13 protein-coding genes, 1 tRNA gene and 3 pseudogenes are annotated in these 17864 nt (G+C 55.5%); 16 read left to right on the forward strand and 1 reads right to left on the reverse strand.

What is annotated here, in order from left to right; genetic code table 11:
• The first annotated feature begins 7 nt into the window (after positions 1-7).
• The 10 genes and pseudogenes from AC3IX4_RS23635 (at position 8) to tnpB (ending at position 8910) form a co-directional block, all read left to right on the forward strand.
• The gene (locus tag AC3IX4_RS23635) at positions 8-700 is read left to right on the forward strand and encodes a pseudouridine synthase (RefSeq protein ID WP_489257773.1); all 693 of its coding nucleotides are present in this window, start codon (positions 8-10) and stop codon (positions 698-700) included.
• A 320-nt stretch (positions 701-1020) separates the two neighbouring features.
• Complete coding sequence (locus AC3IX4_RS23640; protein WP_489257774.1) at positions 1021-1905, forward strand: alpha/beta fold hydrolase; 885 nt, start codon at positions 1021-1023, stop codon at positions 1903-1905.
• A 155-nt stretch (positions 1906-2060) separates the two neighbouring features.
• Positions 2061-2134, forward strand: a tRNA-Gly gene (locus tag AC3IX4_RS23645).
• 271 nt (positions 2135-2405) lie between these two features.
• Positions 2406-3143: a hypothetical protein gene (locus AC3IX4_RS23650; RefSeq protein WP_489257775.1), complete on the forward strand. Its 738-nt coding sequence runs from the start codon at positions 2406-2408 to the stop codon at positions 3141-3143.
• 161 nt (positions 3144-3304) lie between these two features.
• A pseudogene (locus tag AC3IX4_RS23655) lies at positions 3305-4282 on the forward strand (IS5 family transposase).
• 316 nt (positions 4283-4598) lie between these two features.
• Complete coding sequence (locus tag AC3IX4_RS23660; RefSeq protein WP_489261189.1) at positions 4599-5903, forward strand: IS4 family transposase; 1305 nt, start codon at positions 4599-4601, stop codon at positions 5901-5903.
• Positions 5900-6181: a hypothetical protein gene (locus AC3IX4_RS23665; protein WP_489257776.1), complete on the forward strand. Its 282-nt coding sequence runs from the start codon at positions 5900-5902 to the stop codon at positions 6179-6181. The genes AC3IX4_RS23660 and AC3IX4_RS23665 overlap by 4 nt, the downstream gene beginning before the upstream one ends.
• A 435-nt stretch (positions 6182-6616) precedes the next feature.
• A protein-coding gene (locus AC3IX4_RS23670; RefSeq protein WP_489256773.1) for an IS3 family transposase occupies positions 6617-8169 on the forward strand; the annotation gives its coding sequence in 2 pieces (ribosomal slippage) (positions 6617-7079 and positions 7079-8169; 1554 coding nt in all).
• 91 nt (positions 8170-8260) lie between these two features.
• Positions 8261-8578: an IS66-like element accessory protein TnpA gene (gene tnpA, locus AC3IX4_RS23675; RefSeq protein ID WP_489257777.1), complete on the forward strand. Its 318-nt coding sequence runs from the start codon at positions 8261-8263 to the stop codon at positions 8576-8578.
• Positions 8575-8910 (forward strand): IS66 family insertion sequence element accessory protein TnpB, encoded by a 336-nt coding sequence (gene tnpB / locus AC3IX4_RS23680; protein ID WP_010465920.1) that lies wholly within the window; start codon positions 8575-8577, stop codon positions 8908-8910. The genes tnpA and tnpB overlap by 4 nt, the downstream gene beginning before the upstream one ends.
• 494 nt (positions 8911-9404) lie before the next feature.
• On the opposite strand, the gene AC3IX4_RS23685 is transcribed toward tnpB, so the two are convergent.
• A complete protein-coding gene (locus tag AC3IX4_RS23685; RefSeq protein ID WP_489257724.1) occupies positions 9405-10385 on the reverse strand; it encodes an IS5 family transposase in 981 nt (326 codons plus the stop codon).
• 491 nt (positions 10386-10876) lie between these two features.
• On the opposite strand from AC3IX4_RS23685, the gene ltrA reads away from it, so the two are divergent.
• The 6 genes and pseudogenes from ltrA to tnpC (AC3IX4_RS23715) all read left to right on the forward strand — a co-directional run.
• Positions 10877-12634, forward strand: coding sequence for a group II intron reverse transcriptase/maturase (gene ltrA / locus AC3IX4_RS23690; protein WP_489257778.1), 1758 nt, complete (start codon positions 10877-10879; stop codon positions 12632-12634).
• A 102-nt stretch (positions 12635-12736) separates the two neighbouring features.
• A pseudogene (tnpC, locus tag AC3IX4_RS23695) lies at positions 12737-13681 on the forward strand (IS66 family transposase); the annotation flags it as partial.
• Positions 13682-13794: 113 nt separating this feature from the next.
• Positions 13795-15021 (forward strand): tyrosine-type recombinase/integrase, encoded by a 1227-nt coding sequence (locus AC3IX4_RS23700; protein WP_489257779.1) that lies wholly within the window; start codon positions 13795-13797, stop codon positions 15019-15021.
• Positions 15018-15962: a tyrosine-type recombinase/integrase gene (locus AC3IX4_RS23705; RefSeq protein WP_489257780.1), complete on the forward strand. Its 945-nt coding sequence runs from the start codon at positions 15018-15020 to the stop codon at positions 15960-15962. Before AC3IX4_RS23700 ends, AC3IX4_RS23705 begins: the two co-directional genes overlap by 4 nt.
• Entirely contained in the window at positions 15955-16953 is a 999-nt protein-coding gene (locus tag AC3IX4_RS23710) for a tyrosine-type recombinase/integrase (protein ID WP_489257781.1), read from the forward strand. Before AC3IX4_RS23705 ends, AC3IX4_RS23710 begins: the two co-directional genes overlap by 8 nt.
• A gap of 116 nt (positions 16954-17069) precedes the next feature.
• Positions 17070-17660 (forward strand): annotated as a pseudogene (tnpC, locus tag AC3IX4_RS23715) (IS66 family transposase); the annotation flags it as partial.
• Positions 17661-17864: the final 204 nt, after the last annotated feature.

Below are 17864 nucleotides of genomic sequence, written 5' to 3' on the forward strand. Positions count from 1 at the left end.
GATCACCATGCGCATTGACCGATTCCTCAGCAACCTGCCCCGCTTCAACCGCCAGCAAGTGCGCTTGCTGCTGATCGAGCGGCGCGTGCGCGTGGAAGGTGAAGTGGTCAGTAACCCGCTCCATGATGTGCGTGAATTCAGCCGCATCGAATGTGACGGCGAAGTGCTGCAACAAGGCCGGCCGGCGCGCTACTTCATGCTGCACAAACCCATGGGCTGCGTCAGTGCCACGGTCGACCCGCAACACCCCACCGTGCTCGACCTGATCCACGAACCGGACAAGGGCGAATTGCACATCGCCGGTCGCCTGGACTTCAACACCTCCGGGCTGATGCTGATCACCAACGACGGGCAGTGGTCTCGGCGCCTGACCCAGCCAGACACTAAACTTGCCAAAATCTACTACGTCGAAACCGAGCAACTGATTGGCCCGGACTACGAGCAAAAGTTTTTGGAAGGTTTTTATTTTGCCTTCGAAAACCTGACCACCCAGCCGGCTGAGCTGACCCTACTCGGTCCTCGCCAGGCTCGCCTGAGCATCGTCGAAGGTCGCTATCACCAGGTCAAAAGAATGTTCGGCTTCTTTAATAACAAGGTCTTGCGCCTGCATCGTGAACGCATGGGGCCGTTGGTGCTCGACGACACCCTGGCGCCAGGCCAGTACCGGGCGCTCACCGCTGCAGAGATCCAGCACATCTGAGGCGTCGACCGCTCAGCCGAAATTTGTGACTTTTTTCTGACTGCGCACTTGCGGGTTCGGACTTCGCCTGCTTGAATCCAAACCGTCAGTCCAACCGTGACTGATGAGTCACTCGCAACATCCAAGCAACTTTTTGTTCGGCCATCGGTGTCTCGAAGCGACGAGTCCGACAGCCTGCCCGCCTATAACAACACCTGTCGACCAGGGCTTTAGCGGATCGACAACTGGGCCAAAAAACTTCCTGGGCGTGTGCCTACCTGTCATAAAAAACGTGCAAGATTTTTTGCACGATCACCCGCTTTTCGCCAGGAGTCTATGACATGAGGCCAGAAATAGCTGTGCTTGACATACAAGGTCAGTACCGGGTTTACACGGAGTTCTATCGCGCAGATGCCGCCGAAAAAACGATCATTCTGATCAATGGCTCGTTGGCAACCACCGCCTCATTCGCCCAGACGGTGCGTAACCTGCATCCGTATTTCAATGTCGTGGCCTTCGACCAGCCTTACGCTGGCAAGTCCAAACCGCACAACCCGCATGAACAGTTGATCACCAAACACGAGGAAGGCCTGATCCTGCTGGAGCTGATCGACCACTTTGGTGTCGATCAAGTCATGTCCTTCTCGTGGGGCGGCGCAAGCACCCTGCTGGCCCTGGCGCAAAAGCCACGGCGTATCGAAAGAGCCGTGATCAGCTCGTTCTCGCCGGTGATCAACGAACCGATGCGCGACTACCTGGAGCGTGGCGTCAGCTACCTGAGCGCCTGCGATCGCTATCAGGTCGGCAACCTGGTCAACGACACCATCGGCAAATACCTGCCGTCGCTGTTCAAGCGCTTCAACTATCGCCACGTCAGCAGCCTGAGCGAGCACGAATATCGCCAGATGAACTACCACATCAGCGAAGTGCTCGACCACGATCTGAACAACGCACTGGTTGGCGCCAGGGCCATCGACATCCCGATGTTGTTCGTCAACGGCGACCTGGACGAATACACCACGGTACAAGACGCACGCCGGTTTGGTGATTGCGTGCGCAACTGCCAGTTCTCCACCATCAAGGGTGCCGGTCACTTCCTGGACATGGAAAACAAAGCAGCGTGCCGCGACACCCGCAAAGTCCTGATGGATTTCCTGCTGCCCATCTCGCAAGAAACCCGCGCCCGCTACCAGCCATTTCAGGGCCACCATGCCCTGGCCATTTGATCAACAAGGCCGCCTGTAACGCAGCCCGTGCATCAACGCCGATTCGGTACGGCACGAGGAAGGTGTACGCCCCAGCGTTACAGGCAGCCGCATGTTTTATGCAAAGAAACGCTTCAATTAGCTGGTGACTTCTGGTACAAAGTCAGCCGCTGCACGCGGGTGTCGTATAATGGCATTACTCCAGCTTCCCAAGCTGATAACGAGGGTTCGATTCCCTTCACCCGCTCCAATGTTTTCAAGGGTCTCAGGGCTTCTGAGATCTTGTCTCACCATGTTGGGGGACGTTTTGGGGGCCGTTTGGATTATCAAGCGTATTCAGCCGCGAGTAACCTATCCCCCTCACCGCTTAAAAATCGCTCCGACCAAAGGTCACGTCTAACCAGTGCATGACGCCACGCTCGTCATCCCGAGCGAATCGGAGCATTCATTTTTGAGCTGCGCGAATAGGCCGTAAAAATCAGCCGGCAAACGATTAGCTATGTTTAGAATGTGGTCGATATATGGAAATTGAAGCTGCAAGAACACTTCTGACCCTTTCAAACATCGCCTTAGCGGTGTGCGCTGTTATTGTAGCATTAGGTACCTACGGCACATTTCATGCAAATTCCATCATTGAAAAATACGATGAAAATCGCCAAGCACAAACTGACTTAAAAATTGCCGAGGCAACTAAAGCATCTAGCTTGGCGGATGCGAGAGCGGCTGAAGCAAATCTAAAATCTGCCGCAGCAAATGAAAGAGCCTCAAAGCTAGAGAACGAAACTTCGCTGCTCAAGAAACAGGCAGAAGAAGCTAAGGCAGAAACTGCAAAAGTAAATGAACGCCTGCATAAGCTTCAGAAGTTACGCAGTTTAACGCCGAGCCAGGCGGGAATATTGTCCGACCTTCTTAAATCTGAAAAATTCAAGATCGCACCGGTAGTCACCTTCAGGGTCGCTTCAGTTGCAGATAGCGAAGCACAAATGTACGCCATGCAATTTCAAGATTTATTTCACTCTTGCGGAGTGGGAATCTCACCGACTCCATACGGTGGTGTTAATTCGTGCACTCAAATTAATCCGGATGCTGATGGATTAGTTATGACAATGAAAAGTATAGATATAACACCCGAAAACCAACCATATATCCACTTCGCGAACCTAATGCACTCCATGGGCCTCAACCTTGGAGTTCAACTAGATCCAATGCAAAACGACTTGGCGATGTTAAATGTCTTGAGAAAGCCAAACGAGACCTGACCCTTCATTCACTTGCTCCGATATTGCCAATGCTTGCAGCTCCTTACATCCGTTGCCACTTCCCACTAAGGAGACGCTGCATAAATAGCCAACCGCCCCCGACCCTTGGCACACTACACACCTTCAGCCAGCCATCCTCTTCGTGAGCCTCGTTACCCGACATGCAGAAGACCTTCTCCGAACTCGAATACGCCGGCAAGAAAAAGCGAACGCGCCGCGATCGTTTCCTGACTGATATCGAGCAGTTGGTGCCCTGGGCGCAGTTGGAGGCGCAGGTGGCGCCGTTTTACGGCGACACCACAGGCAAGCGCGGGCGCCCCGCGATTGGGTTGTCGCGCATGCTGCGCATGTATGTCGTGCAGCAGTGTTTCGGTTTCTCCGATGAAGGTACCGAAGATGCTGTTTACGACAGCCAGGCCATTCGTGGATTTATGGGCATTGACCTGGGCCGCGAGTCGGCACCGGACGCCACTACCTTGCTGCGTTTTCGCCGCTTGCTGGAAACCCATCAGCTGACACGGGTGCTGTTTGAAACGATCAACCAGCATCTGGCCAATCGTGGTCTGTTGCTCAAGGAAGGCACCATTGTCGATGCCACCCTGATCGCCGCACCGCCCTCGGTCAAGAACCGAGAAGGCAAGCGCGACCCTGAGATGCATCAGGCCAAAAAAGGCAATCAGTGGCACTTTGGGATGAAGGCCCACGTTGGCGTCGACGCCACGTCGGGGCTGGTGCACAGCCTGGTGGGGACGGCGGCCAACGTGGCCGATGTCACCTAGGTCGACAAGCTGCTACACGGTGCCGAAACCTATGTCTCGGGAGATGCTGGATACACCGGTGCGGACAAGCGAGCGGAGCATGCTGAACGGGACGTTATCTGGTCGATTGCAGCACGGCCAAGCAGCTACCAGCATCACGGCAAAGACAGCGTGCTGTACAGGGCCAAGCGCAAGATCGAATACGCCAAGGCGCAACTGCGTGCCAAGGTAGAGCATCCGTTCCAAGTGATCAAAGTGCGCTTCAATCATCGCAAGGTGCGTTACCGCGGGCTGGAAAAGAACACCGCGCAGTTGTTTAGTCTGTTCGGGTTGGCCAATCTGATGCTGGCCAAGCGGTATTTCCAGCGCATGGCGGGATAAATCCGTCTGAAAGGCGGGGTTGGCCCGCTAATTAGCAAAATGGGGCCTGAAATCGGCCCCAGAAACGTGGAATAAGACCGGTAGGGCGAAAAAACCGGTTTGAAAATGGGGCTCGGTATGAATCGGTGATTTGTTCAGCGTCTCCCTAAGAGGGTGTAGACAAAATAAACTAAACTCACCACTCCTACTGTTCCACCCTGAGGATCAGCCCTTTCAAGGTCTTCGTTTAAACTCTCTCCCATCTACGGTCCAGGATGACGAAACGATGTGGGAAGAAGTCTTAGCGCGGTTTGAAAAAAAAGCACCGGCCAGCGTCATGGCCAAGTTGGCGTTGGAGCAGGCCATCCCGGCCGAGTGGGTCGATCAGGTGTTCGAAAACCATCGCCAACGCCAGTACCCGCGTGAGCTTTTGTTTTCGACCATCGTTGAGCTGATGTCCCTTGTTTCATTGGGTTTACGACCTTCACTGCATGCCGCTGCACGTCAGATGGAGGACCTTCCGGTTACCTTGGCAGCGCTCTATGACAAGGTCAGCCGCACAGAACCCGCGTTGCTGCGGGCCCTGGTCACCGGCAGCGCAGAGCGGTTGACCCCGACCATAGAAGCGTTGGGCTGTTCAGCCATTTTGCCCGGCTGGCAACTGCGTATCGTCGACGGCAACCACCTGCCTTCTACCGAAAAACGTCTGGGGGCTTTGCGGCGTGAACGAGGCGCCGCGCGGCCTGGTTTTTCGGTCGTGGTCTATGACCCCGACCTGGATCAGGTCGTTGACCTTCAGCCCTGCGAAGATGCCTACGCCAGTGAACGCGTCAGCGTACTGCCGTTGCTGGCGAGTGCGAGGGCGGGACAGCTGTGGATGGCCGATCGGCTCTATTGCACGCTCCCCGTCATGGAAGCCTGCGAGGAGTCGGGCGCCTCGTTCATTATTCGTCAGCAGAGTCACCATCCACGCCTGATCCAGGAAAACGACTGGCAAGAACCCGTGTCTGTCGAGGCTGGAACGGTGCGTGAACAAACCATCGAATTGAAAGGCGGACGCTGCTGGCGGCGAATTGAACTGAGCTTGCGAACGCCCACTGAGTCGGGTGACTCCACGCTCTTATTCTGGAGCAATTTGCCCGACAGCATCAGTGCTCAGCAGATCGCTGATTTGTACCGTCGTCGCTGGAGTATCGAAGGGATGTTCCAACGCCTGGAATCGGTGCTGGACAGTGAAATCGCAAGCCTGGGCAACCCCCGAGCGGCCTTGCTCGGTTTTGCCTCGGCGATCTTGGCCTACAACGTTTTGTCGGTCCTTAAGCGCAGTGTTGAACAGGCCCATCGCCAGACGCAGCCCGAGGGCTGGGAAGCTTCGATCTTCCACCTGGCGGTGCAGGTGCGCAGCAGTTATGAGGGGATGCAGATCGCGTTGCCCTCGGATTACCTATCACTCCAAACGACCTCAGAAACTCTGGCGGAGCGTCTGTTGGCGCTGGCCAGGAATATCCAGCCCCGACAGGTCGCTAAAAGCAAACGCGGCCCCAAAGTAGATAAACCCAAGGAATGGCTCGAGGGCAAAGCTGCGCGTGCTCATGTATCGACGGACCGGGTGCTCAAGGCCAAAAAAGATGAAAGACCTTGAAAGGGCTGACCCTGAGGATGAAGGGAGAGAGACCGTATCAAGGCTTCCAGGCGCTTGCCTTGGGTTTTGCGTTGTTGCCCAAATCGAGCGCCGCCCGCGCGGCGCATCGCGACCAAGGTCTGCTCCTACATTTGTTGAAACGTGCCATGGCCTGTGGGGTCGGCGTTGTTAGCCTTGGTGGTTCGGCTTTGGATTTTTATGGTTTCGGTAGGGGTTGCGCGATTGCGCGTGGCTGGCAACTCCAATCTCACAGGCATGGCACGTTGCAACAAATGTAGGAGGGGGCTTTAGCCGCGATGCGCCGCGCGGGCGGCGCTCGATCTCAAGAACAAAGGAGAAACCAAGGCAGGCACCTCGTGAGGCTTATGCAATCTGTTGACAGGCACTCTGCGGTTCACCCTGAGGATGAAGGGAGAGAGACCGTGTATTAAGGCTTCCAGGTGCTTGTCTTGGGTTTTGCGCTGTTGCGTAAATCGAGCGCCGCCCGCGCGGCCGTTCAGTCCGGCCAGTTCCACCCAAAACCACCGCCAGCCAGTGCTTTTTAGTCCACGATTCAGTCCCTGAATGTGGTGGCCGCAGAAAATCTGTAAGCGTCCGGCCATGTCACCTTCAAAACTCCAGCATTAAGGGCGATGGTGCCCCCGGTGTCAGGATAGTTGTCGCCTCTCCGATTTTTCCTAAAAAAGCATATCGGGGGCGGAAAGAGACTGGTCGTGCCGTATTATTCACCTGAACGCAGAGCCGCATTGCTCAAGATGCTGCTTCCCCCACTGAGCCTGTCGATGGCCGAGGTTTCTCGGCGCGAAGGGGTCAGCGAAATGTCTTTGTCCAACTGGCGCAAGCAGCTCAGTTCTGAAGGAAATGCAGTGTCCGAAAACAAGCCGTTGACCGAGAACTGGTCAGCCGAAACCAAGTTTGCTGTCGTCCTTGAAACCGCCAGCTTGTCCGAGATCGACCTGGGCGAGTATTGCCGGCGCAAAGGCCTTTACCCCGAGCAAATCAGCGCGTGGCGACAAGCCTTCATTACCGGCCAGAAGTCGGATAAAGCCCTGCAAAAAGAGGATCGAGAGCAGTCGCGCAAGGATAAGAAGCGTATCCAGGAGCTTGAGCGAGAACTGCGCCGCAAAGATAAGGCGCTCGCTGAAACAGCCGCGTTGTTGGTGCTGCGAAAAAAGCTCAACGACTACTGGGGGACCGACAACGAGGACAACTGACGTCTTTGCCGCAACGGCAGTTGTTCGTTGACTGGCTGAGTGAAGCGGTCATGGCGGGAGCCAGAAAAATCCGGGCCTGCCAGGAGGTCGGTTTATCGCCGCGAACCCTGCAACGCTGGACCGAAACTGAAGTCGTTCAGGCCGATGCTCGAACGACGGTCGTGCGGCCAACGCCCTGTAACGCACTGAGCGAGGGCGAGCGACAGGTGATTGTGACGCTGTGCAACAGCTCTGAGTACGCCCATCTACCGCCGAGTCAGATCGTGCCGCGCCTGGCCGATCAAGGGCGTTATCTGGCGTCGGAGGCGACGTTTTATCGCGTCTTGCGGGCGGCGGGTCAACAGCAACACCGAGGTCGTAGCCAACGCCCCAGGCGGCATGCCGCACCGACGACGCATGCGGCCAAAGGGCCCAATCAGGTGTGGTCGTGGGACATCACCTATTTACCGTCGCCGATACGTGGAAAGTATTACTACCTCTATTTGATCGAAGATATTTACAGCCGCAAAGCCGTGGGCTGGGAGGTCTACGACGCGGAAAGCGGCGAGAAAGCCGCTGCGCTGCTGCAACGCAGCGTGAGCGGCGAGCAGTGTTTGCGCGAGCCTCTGGTGCTGCACTCGGACAACGGAGCGCCGATGAAATCGGTGACGCTGTTGAGCAAGATGTATGACCTGGGCATCACGCCCTCGCGGGGCCGACCGCGGGTCAGCAACGACAATCCCTACTCGGAGTCGTTGTTTAGAACGCTGAAATACTGCCCGCAATGGCCGCCGGATGGCTTTGCCAGCTTGGACGCTGCACGCGCTTGGGTGAGGGATTTCATGCGCTGGTATAACCACGAGCACCGGCATAGCCGTATCCGGTTCGTCACGCCAGCCGAGCGGCATCGAGGAATGGACCATCAGGTCCTGGCCCGACGGCATGAGTTGTATGAGCGAGCCAAGGAGAAAAAGCCGGAGCGGTGGTCAGGCCGGACGCGTAACTGGCAGCCGATCGGTACCGTGTTGTTGAACCCGGATCGAGAGCAACAGGTCGAGAAAAGAGCGGCATAGTTAGACGGTTGAAGCGACAAGTACCTTGAAAAACGCCGGGTGTCCGCGTATTTTTAAGCGGACGCGATCACCCTTAATCGCCAGGATTTCCATGCGCCAACGAAGTTCTTATCCCAAACCGTTCAAAGCCCAGGTCGTTCAGGAATGCCTTCAGCCCGGGGCCACCGTTTCAAGCGTTGCCATCGCTCACGGCATCAACGCCAACGTCACTCGTAAATGGCTGCCGCTTTACCGGCATACCTCAGTTGCCGCGTTGCCTGCGTTTGTCCCGTTGAAGGCTCCGCCTAAGCGGCCGTCGGAGGCATCGGCGATCATCGAGATACCCGTTGGCGAACAAGCCATCGCAGTGAAGTGGCCAGTTTCCGATCCTGATGGGTGCGCTCGATTTATTCGAGAGCTTGCCAAGTGATCCGCATAGACGCCATCTGGCTCGCCACCGAGCCCATGGATATGCGCGCGGGTACCGAGACTGCGCTGGCCAGAGTGATCGCAGTATTCGGTGCGGCGAAGCCGCACTGTGCTTATCTGTTTGCCAATCGCAGGGCTAACCGAATGAAAGTCCTGGTTCATGACGGAATTGGTGTTTGGCTGGCGGCACGGCGGTTGAACCAAGGCAAATTCCACTGGCCAGGCATTCGCCAAGGTTGCGAGATGGAGCTGGATGCCGAGCAACTTCGGGCGTTGGTGCTCGGTCTACCTTGGCAACGTGTTGGCGTTGGCGGCGTAATTACACTGCTTTAAAAGTTTTAATTTTGCTTCTTGGCCTACTGCCGTAGGCGGTCTGCTTTGGTAAAATCCACGGCATGGTGCGACACGAGACCGTGTACTCACTATCAAAGGTTAACAATTGAGTACATGTCGCAACTCTGAGTCTCATTGCTCAGCCCTGCTTTATGGGGTACCGAGCCTGATGTGTATCCATCAGTTCACTAGATCGGCATGCGTCAGGAGCTAATCTTGGTGTGTGAAGCCCGATCAACAATGTCCCTCTCGCAAGAGCGCGCAGGCCGGTAACGGGATGTGCGGGACAACCGAGTTGCACGGTAGTGCGGGGGCTAGTGACCCAACCTGCATGGCTAACATATGTGAATCGTCGACAGAACCCTCGTTAGGGATGCTCCGATCAACTCGCTGCAAGACAGAAGCAGGTCGAAAATTACCCGGCACGTACCGCTATTTGCCGAAAAACGACCGATGCATCGTGTATTGAGGGCTTTTTTGCCCGGTCTTCCGTGTTAAGCGCGCAACTCGCCCATACCCATGAGCCGTTTGCGAGCCATCCACAGGTTTGATAGGGCGAACAGCGTGGTCAACTGAGCCGTGTTTTTCATCAGCCCACGAAAGCGAACTTTCACGTAACCAAACTGGCGCTTGATCACCCGAAACGGATGTTCAACTTTGGCCCGCGTCTGAGCTTTGCAGTACTCGATCTTGCGCTTGGCTTTGTAGAGCAGGCTGCGTTTATTCAATTTGGAATAGGTGCTGCGGCGCGCGGCGATTTGCCAGATTACCTCGCGATTTTCATGCTCTTCACGCTTCTCGACCCCGGTGTATCCGGCGTCTGCATACACCGCGTTTTCTTCGCCATGCAGTAGCTCCGCGACCTGTGTGACATCGGCCACATTGGCGGCGGTGCCATGGACGTGATGAACCAGCCCCGACTCTGCATCGGCGCCAATATGGGCCTTCATCCCAAAGAAATACTGGTTACCTTTCTTGGTCTGATGCATCTCGGGATCGCGCTTGCCTTCTTCGTTCTTGGTCGAACTGGGGGCATGAATAATGGTGGCATCGACGATGGTGCCCTGGCGCAGCGACAAGCCTTTTTCCTGCAAATAACCATTGATGACCGCGAGGATCGCAGGTGCGAGCTGATGCTTCTCCAGCAAGTGCCGAAAGTTCATGATCGTGGTGTCTTCGGGGATCGGCGCGCTCAGCGTCAGGCGTGCGAATTGGCGCATGGGAGTGATTTCGTAGAGCGCTTCTTCCATGGCCGGATCGCTCAGGGAGAACCAGTTCTGCAACAGATGGATGCGCAGCATGGTTTCCAGTGGATAGGGTTTTCGGCCGCCACCGGCCTTGGGGTAGAACGGCTCGATCAGCTCAAGCAGGCCAGTCCAGGGCACGACCTGATCCATCTCGGCGAGGAAGCGTTCGCGGCGGGTCTGCTTGCGCTTGCCGGCGTATTCAAAGTCGGAAAAGCTCATCTGGCTCATGGGCGGCTCGGCTCAGGGGGGGCATGCGTATTTCAGCACAGTTTGAGACTTGTTCGGAGAATCCTTAGGATTGTCGGGCCTACGGCAATTATCGGCCCCAGCCAAATAGGCATTACAGCAAGTCATTCCTGTCATGCAAAGGGATGCGGTACTACGAACGCTGTCGGGGGATAGACGAAGCCTAACCAGCGAATTGATGCGACTCAGGGAACGTGGCAATCCCGACCACTCGCCTTCTCAGAGAAATCAGGAAGGCAGACTTTCCGCAAGGGACGTTGATGGGTGTGGGGAATAGGAGGATGCAAAAAGCGAAGGGCCGCCTGTAACGGGCGGCATACCGGTTTTAACATTACCGGCAGGGGCAACCCTGGCTGACGTGCATCTGGTTTACGAGCGCATAGAAACTGTTGATTCCATCGAATTACGAAGTATTACGCGGAAACACATTAAGAGTATCTGTGGAAATAATCTATAAACTCGAACAGGACTGTATGAATACCCAACCGTCAACTTCGGTTGCGTCTACGTCCTTGGACGGCTCCGTGAGTTGGCCCGGTCTAGACTGGGCAACAATTCAAGCTTCCGTTCGGAAAACGCAGTTGAAAATCGCGCAGGCAACAAGGAAGGCGGACTGGCGAAAGGTGAAGCGTCTTCAACGGTTGTTAATCCACTCGTTCCATAGTCGGTGTTTAGCCGTGCGGCGAGTAACGGAGAACCGAGGGCGCCGCACCCCAGGGATCGATGGTGAAACATGGGAGACGCCGTTAGCCAAACTTCGAGGTGTGAAACTCCTCTCGAGGAGGCGGGGTTACTGTTCTAAACCTTTGAGGCGGGTATGGATACCCAAACCTGGGAGACAGGAGAAACGTCCACTCGGAATTCCGACGATGTTGGACAGGGCTATGCAAGCGCTTCATCTAATGGCGGTTGAACCCGTCGTAGAGAGCCAGAGCGATCCTCGCAGCTACGGCTTTCGACCAGATCGCTCGACGGCCGATGCGATGGTAGAGCTGTTCCATTTGCTGGCACCTCAAGTGGCCCCTACATGGATTTTGGAAGGGGACATCAAAGGTTTCTTCGATAACATCAGTCATGATTGGCTATGTCAAAATATCCCTATGGATAAGACGATATTGCGAAAATGGCTGAAAACCGGGGTTGTTGACCAAGCGCATTTCGTTGCTACGGACGCAGGTACGCCACAAGGCGGTATCATTTCGCCCTGCCTCGCAAACGCCACCTTAAATGGTTTAGAACTTTTACTAAAAGACCACTTGAAAAAGCGCTTTGGCGCCTTGGTAGCTAAGAAAACCAAAGTTCAAGTTGTGCGCTACGCAGATGACTTTGTGGTAATGGCAAACTCGAAAGAGTTGCTTGAAAACGAGGTCAGGCCTTGGATTGAGCAATTCCTGTTTGCACGTGGGGTTGCGCTATCCCAGGATAAAACGCACATCGTACATATCCATCAAGGATTTGATTTTCTTGGGTGGAATTTTAGGAAGTACGTTCCGAAGTCGTCGAAAAGAAAAGCAAAGCTGATGATCAAGCCTTCGAAGAAAAATGTATCAGCGTTCTACCGAAAAGTGCGAGATGTCATAAAAAATAGCGGAGCGCTTACCCAAGACGCACTGATGGGACGGCTTAACCCTGTACTGCGAGGATGGGCACAATACCATTCCCCGGTTGTGGCGAAAGCCACCTTTAGTAAGCTGGATAATCTAATATTCTGGCGTATTTTTAGGTGGGCAAAGCGACGGCATCCGAGGAAGTCTGTTGGCTGGATTAAGCGACGATATTACTGCTCCGAAATTCATCGGGCATTTGTGCACCCATTAAAGGGGCCCGACGGGATGGTAAGGTTTCGCCAACTATACATGCTGGCGGACACCGCGATCGTTCGTCACAAGCGTTTACCGCTTGCGTATCAACCGTACGATGCAGAACAGGAGTTCAAATGGGAGGCATTAAGGGTTCAGCGGATGCTGCACAAGCTTCGTTATCGACGGCAGATACATAGCCTTTTCAGGCGGCAACAGGGTATATGTGCCTTATGCGGGCATGCCATCAGCAAGGATACCGGCTGGCATGATCACCATGTTGTCAGGCGGGTGGATGGCGGCTCTGATAAGTTAGAAAACCGCGCACTGCTTCATCCCGACTGTCACTTGCAGTGCCATGAACTGGGACTCAACAAGCCACTTCAGTATAACGGTTTGCAAAAAACCACCTTCCGCGTAACCGGCCAGTGATGCACTGGCTTTCGTAAGCTTGAGCCGTATGCGGGGAAACTCGCACGTACGGTTCTGAGGGGGCTGCGGATCAGTAATGATCTGTGGCTACCCGACACTTCTATGCCCAACCTCGACCAAATGACCCCCGACCAACTGCGTGCACTCGCTGCGCAGTTGATGTCGAAGGTCGACACCATGGGCAGAAAGATCCACCGCGATCAAACCATCATTGAGCAACTGACCCACGAGATCGCGATCCTCAAGCGGCACCGGTTTGCCAAACGCAGCGAGCAGATCAGTCCTGAACAAGGCAGCTTGCTCGACGATCTGCTCAACACCGACCTTGAGGCTATCGACGCCGAGCTGACGGCACTGCTTCCGGCTCCTGCTCCAGAAGAGGCGCGCCAAAAACCAAAGCGCGCGCCACTGCCGCCGCAGTTTCCACGCACCGTCATTCATCACGAACCAGAAAGCACTCAGTGCACTTGCGGCTGCCAACTCCAGCGCATCGGCGAGGACGTCAGCGAGAAGCTCGATTACACGCCGGGCGTGTTCACCGTTGAACAGCATGTGCGTGGGAAGTGGGCCTGCCGTCAGTGCGAAACACTGATCCAGGCACCGGTACCGGCCCAAGTGATCGACAAGGGCATCCCAACTGCGGGCCTGATCGCGCATGTGTTGGTGGCGAAGTTCGCTGACCACTTGCCGCTGTATCGGCAGGAGAAAATCTTCGGGCGCGCTGGTTTAGCGATCCCGCGCTCCACACTAGCTCAATGGGTTGGACAAACAGGTGTACAGCTTCAGCCATTAGTTGATGCCTTGCAAGAAGCCGTCCTGGCGCAGCAAGTTGTCCACGCCGATGAGACGCCGGTGCAGATGCTTGCGCCCGGAGAGAAGAAAACTCACCGCGCTTATGTCTGGGCTTACTGCACCACGCCGTTTTCGGCGCTTAAGGCAGTGGTTTATGACTTCAGCCCGAGCCGCGCCGGTGAGCATGCGCGTAACTTCCTCGGCGCGTGGAATGGCAAGCTGGTGTGCGACGACTTTGCTGGTTATGTTGCGGCCTGAGTTATGTGATTCCGACCGGGCGAATAGGCAGTTTCTATGTTGTCGATAGGCGATTGACGCAACATAAATTGCAGCGCCTTGGTAGACCTTCATCCCCTGGAGTGTCTGCCATGTTCGAAAATATCTATTCTTCAAACGCTGCCTGTAAACGCCATCGTGCGGGGTCGCTGGCCGCTGAACGCGAGCGATATCTACAGCACTGTGCTGAGCAGGGCTGTACGCATGCCTCCCTTTACTTAAAGGCGTGCTGCTTGCTTTGGATCGCCGAGCGGGTGCAGCCAAGCGACCTCAATGCAATCAATTCGTCGCGGCTGCGCCAGATTATTCACGAAGGGCCATTGCCGGCCAATTCTCCTGCAACTGCTACGACGTTGATAAACACCGCGAGACCTTGGTTTAAGTTCCTAGGCTGGTGGCAAGAGCCAACGGCGGAGCCAATTCCATTCGAGGAGAATCTTGAGCTTTTCGTCTCGTGGATGCGGGACGAACGCGGTTTGACACCATGTACCATCAGTCAATGGCGCAGTCGAGCGGCAACCTTTTTACGCTGGTGCTTCAACACAGGCCGTAGATTTTCGACGCTTAGCCCCGAGGATATTGATGCCTACTTCATCACCTACGGTGCGCAACGGTGGTCGCGAATTTCGGCAGGGCACGTCGCAACAATGTTGCGGGTATTCCTGCGCTACGCGGCAACGCAGGGATCATGCAGCAGTACATTGGCCGACTCGATCCGCTCCCCGCGACATTACGCCCTGGAGTCACTTCCCTATGCACTGAGCTGGGAGGATGTTCAGCGGTTACTCGCAACTACAGATTCAAGTTCTGAACGCGATGTGCGCGATCGAGCCATTCTGATGCTTCTCGCCATCTACGGCTTACGCCGGGGAGAAGTTGCTGCACTCCGGTTGGATCAGATCGACTGGGCTGCTCGCCAATTGCGTATTTGGCGATTGAAGCGCCGTCAGCCGCAGGTTTACCCATTGGTCTCCACAGTGGCTGAGGCATTAGCGCAATACGTTGACACAGTGCGTCCGAAGGTACTGCACCCTGAGATATTCATCCGAATTCGGGCGCCGCGAATCCCCATCTCCGCTGCAGGTCTATACAACATCGTCAGCGGCAGATTGCGTCTGCTCAACATACAAGCTGCACATTTGGGGCCGCACGCGCTTCGACATGCATGCGCGGCCAGGCTGCTCGCCAATGGGCTGAGCCTCAAGGAAATTGGCGACCACCTTGGCCACCGAAGCACATCGGCGACGATGACGTACACCAAGGTTGATCTGGTCTCGTTACGTGAAGTCGGTGACTTCGACCTGGGAGACCTGCAATGAGAACCTTGGACGTAGTCAATGCCTACGTGGCTGTCCGTCGTGCCCAAGGCGTGGGCCTGAATAGCAGTGCCAGAGTGCTGCGTCAGTTTGCACGTGAGACTGGAAATCTCCCGCTCCCCGAAGTTACTCCAGAGGCTGTAGCCGCATTTCTGCACGGGCACGGTGAGCTAAGCGCTACGTGGAAGACGAAGCGAGGATTACTTGTTAGCTTTTATCGCTTCGCAATCGCACGTGGCCACACAACGATCCAGCCCCTGCCGGAACGACCACCACAGCTTCCACCGGCACAGACTCCCTATGTCTATGCCGCCGCAGAAATACAGCACCTATTAGATGCCACCGTCATACTGAGTACCTCGCTCAGTCGCCTTCAAGCTGTGACATACAGAACTCTGCTGCTGATCCTTTACGGTGCCGGGCTGCGCGTCGGAGAGGCGATCAGACTAAACCTCTGTGACGTCGACCTCGAGCAGCGAATCATCACCGTTCGTGACACAAAGTTTTATAAGACAAGGCTGGTGCCGATTGGGCCCAGGCTGGCATCGAAACTGCGAGTTTATCTACGACAACGTTGCGCGCTAGCACTTCCACTAGGCCAAGACTCTGCCCTGCTGTGCACTCGTACTGGCCATCGCCTGAACTATCAATACGTCATAACTCTGTTCCAACGCGTTCGTTTGGCGGCAGGTATTGCTCGCCCAACTGGCGAGCTACGGCCTCCGCGTCTCCATGATCTGCGGCATACAGCCGCCGTTCATCGTGTACTGGGATGGTATCGCGCCGGTAAGGATGTACAGCGGCTATTGCCGCAATTGGCAACGTATTTGGGGCATTTCGACATAAGGTCGACCCAGCGCTATTTGCATATGACTCCCGAACTGTTGCACGAAGCGAGTCGCCGATTTGCCATTTATTCAGGCCAGGAGATTGATCATGATTGACCGCAATCGCCTCGGGGCATGGGTACGTCGCTTCTTGTTGGAGTATCTGGTCGCCGAGCGCAACCTTTCCCACAACACTCAGATCAGTTACCGCGACACGCTGACACTCCTGCTTCCATTTGTCAGTCGAAGAGCCTCGGTGGCAATCGACCATTTGTCGGTGCTCGACATATCGCCCGCCATCGTGCGCGCATTCCTTGAACACGTCGAACACGAGCGCGGTTGTGGCATTGTCACGCGCAACCAGCGGCTCTGCGCGATTCATTCATTAGGGCGCTTCATCGCTATGCGATCGCCAGAGCATTTGGCGTGGTGCACAGAGATCCGTTCTATCCCGTTCAAAAAAACTACCCAGGCGGTCATCCACTACCTCGACAAGCCAGAAGTGGAGGCTCTGCTCCGGGCACCTAATCGAGCTACGAGCCAGGGTGCACGGGACTATGCGATTTTGCTTTTTCTGTACAACACTGGCGCCCGCGCTGATGAAGCTGCCTGCCTCAGCGTTGGTAATTTGCAACTTGGGACTTCACCCTCCGTGCGCATTCTGGGTAAGGGAAACAAATGGCGCGTCTGCCCCCTGTGGGCAGTAACAGCTACAGCGCTGCGGCCACTCATCGTCGAACGCAGAACAGAGGATCGCGTATTCATAGGTCGTACCGGGAATCCCATGACTCGATTCGGCATGTATCGCGTTGTGTCGGTGTATGGACGAGCAGCCGGCAAGTGGGTTGATTCCATGCAAGGCAGGCGCATCAGCCCGCACACTATTCGACACACGACCGCCGTTCACCTGTTAAGAGCCGGGGTCGATATCAATACAATTCGGGCCTGGCTGGGGCATGTCTCCTTGGACACAACCCACATCTACGCGGAAGTCGATCTCGAAATGAAGGCCAAGGCGCTTGCATGTTTGGACGTCACAAATGTGCCTGAGGCTGTGCGCCTGCGACCGAATTCAGCATCTCTCATGGCGTTCATGCGAGGGCTGTAGCATGAATTTATGTGCCACTTTTTGCGCCGAACTCCCGATTGGGAGGCGGCGCCTCTTACCCCCGCAACATAACTCAGGCCGCAACATAACCAGCATTATGTGTTGGAGCACATAATGCTGGTTACAAAGCTGGGTTTGAGAAAGGCATGATCGAAATCGGCTGCATGGCTCACGCCCGCCGCAAGTTTTTCGATCTGCATGTCGCGAATAAAAGTCAGTTGGCAGAACAGGCGCTGCACTCGATTGGCGGTTTGTACGAAGTTGAGCGGCAAGTGCGAGACATGAGTGACGGAGATCGCTGTCGAATACGGCAAGAAAAAGCAGCGCCGCTGGCCAAAGCACTGCACGACTGGATGTTGGCCCAGCGCGATCTTGTGCCCAATGGATCAGCAACGGCCAAAGCCTTGGATTACAGCCTTAAACGCTGGGTAGCGCTGACGCGCTACCTGGTCGATGGGGCGGTGCCCATAGACAACAATCCAGTCGAAAACCAGATCAGGCCGTGGGCACTTGGACGCTCGAACTGGTTGTTTGCTGGATCGCTTCGCAGCGGCAAACGGGCAGCGGCGATTATGAGTTTGATCCAGTCGGCACGTATGAATGGGCACGATCCGTATGCCTATCTCAAAGATGTGCTGACGCGGCTGCCGACGCAGCGGGCGAGTGAGATCGACCAACTGCTGCCGCATCAGTGGGTATCTGCCTGAGTCATGCAAGGTGACTTCGGCGGACGCTTACGTATAGAGGAGAGACTGGCCAAGACCACTGACCCTGCGGTCGCGCAGGATCTATGCAACGACTATCAAAAGTTCAGTGCGGAGCTAGAGGGGCTGGAAAATTCATGGATTGAGCTTCAGGACATTTGATGCCAAAAAAAGGAGTAGTAGAGAGATACTCCTTTCCCCTGAACG

This window comes from Pseudomonas sp. KH_021, assembly GCF_057838865.1.

What these genes read in the sequence shown, in the direction of transcription:
- AC3IX4_RS23710 (WP_489257781.1), top strand. Translation starts at nt 15,955, where the DNA reads ATGATTGACCGCAATCGCCTCGGGGCATGGGTACGTCGCTTCTTGTTG.
- AC3IX4_RS23705 (WP_489257780.1), top strand. Translation starts at nt 15,018, where the DNA reads ATGAGAACCTTGGACGTAGTCAATGCCTACGTGGCTGTCCGTCGTGCC.
- AC3IX4_RS23660 (WP_489261189.1), top strand. Translation starts at nt 4,599, where the DNA reads ATGGCCAAGTTGGCGTTGGAGCAGGCCATCCCGGCCGAGTGGGTCGAT.
- tnpA (WP_489257777.1), top strand. Translation starts at nt 8,261, where the DNA reads ATGCGCCAACGAAGTTCTTATCCCAAACCGTTCAAAGCCCAGGTCGTT.
- AC3IX4_RS23650 (WP_489257775.1), top strand. Translation starts at nt 2,406, where the DNA reads ATGGAAATTGAAGCTGCAAGAACACTTCTGACCCTTTCAAACATCGCC.
- ltrA (WP_489257778.1), top strand. Translation starts at nt 10,877, where the DNA reads ATGAATACCCAACCGTCAACTTCGGTTGCGTCTACGTCCTTGGACGGC.
- AC3IX4_RS23700 (WP_489257779.1), top strand. Translation starts at nt 13,795, where the DNA reads ATGTTCGAAAATATCTATTCTTCAAACGCTGCCTGTAAACGCCATCGT.
- AC3IX4_RS23685 (WP_489257724.1), bottom strand. Translation starts at nt 10,385, where the DNA reads ATGAGCCAGATGAGCTTTTCCGACTTTGAATACGCCGGCAAGCGCAAG.
- AC3IX4_RS23640 (WP_489257774.1), top strand. Translation starts at nt 1,021, where the DNA reads ATGAGGCCAGAAATAGCTGTGCTTGACATACAAGGTCAGTACCGGGTT.
- AC3IX4_RS23635 (WP_489257773.1), top strand. Translation starts at nt 8, where the DNA reads ATGCGCATTGACCGATTCCTCAGCAACCTGCCCCGCTTCAACCGCCAG.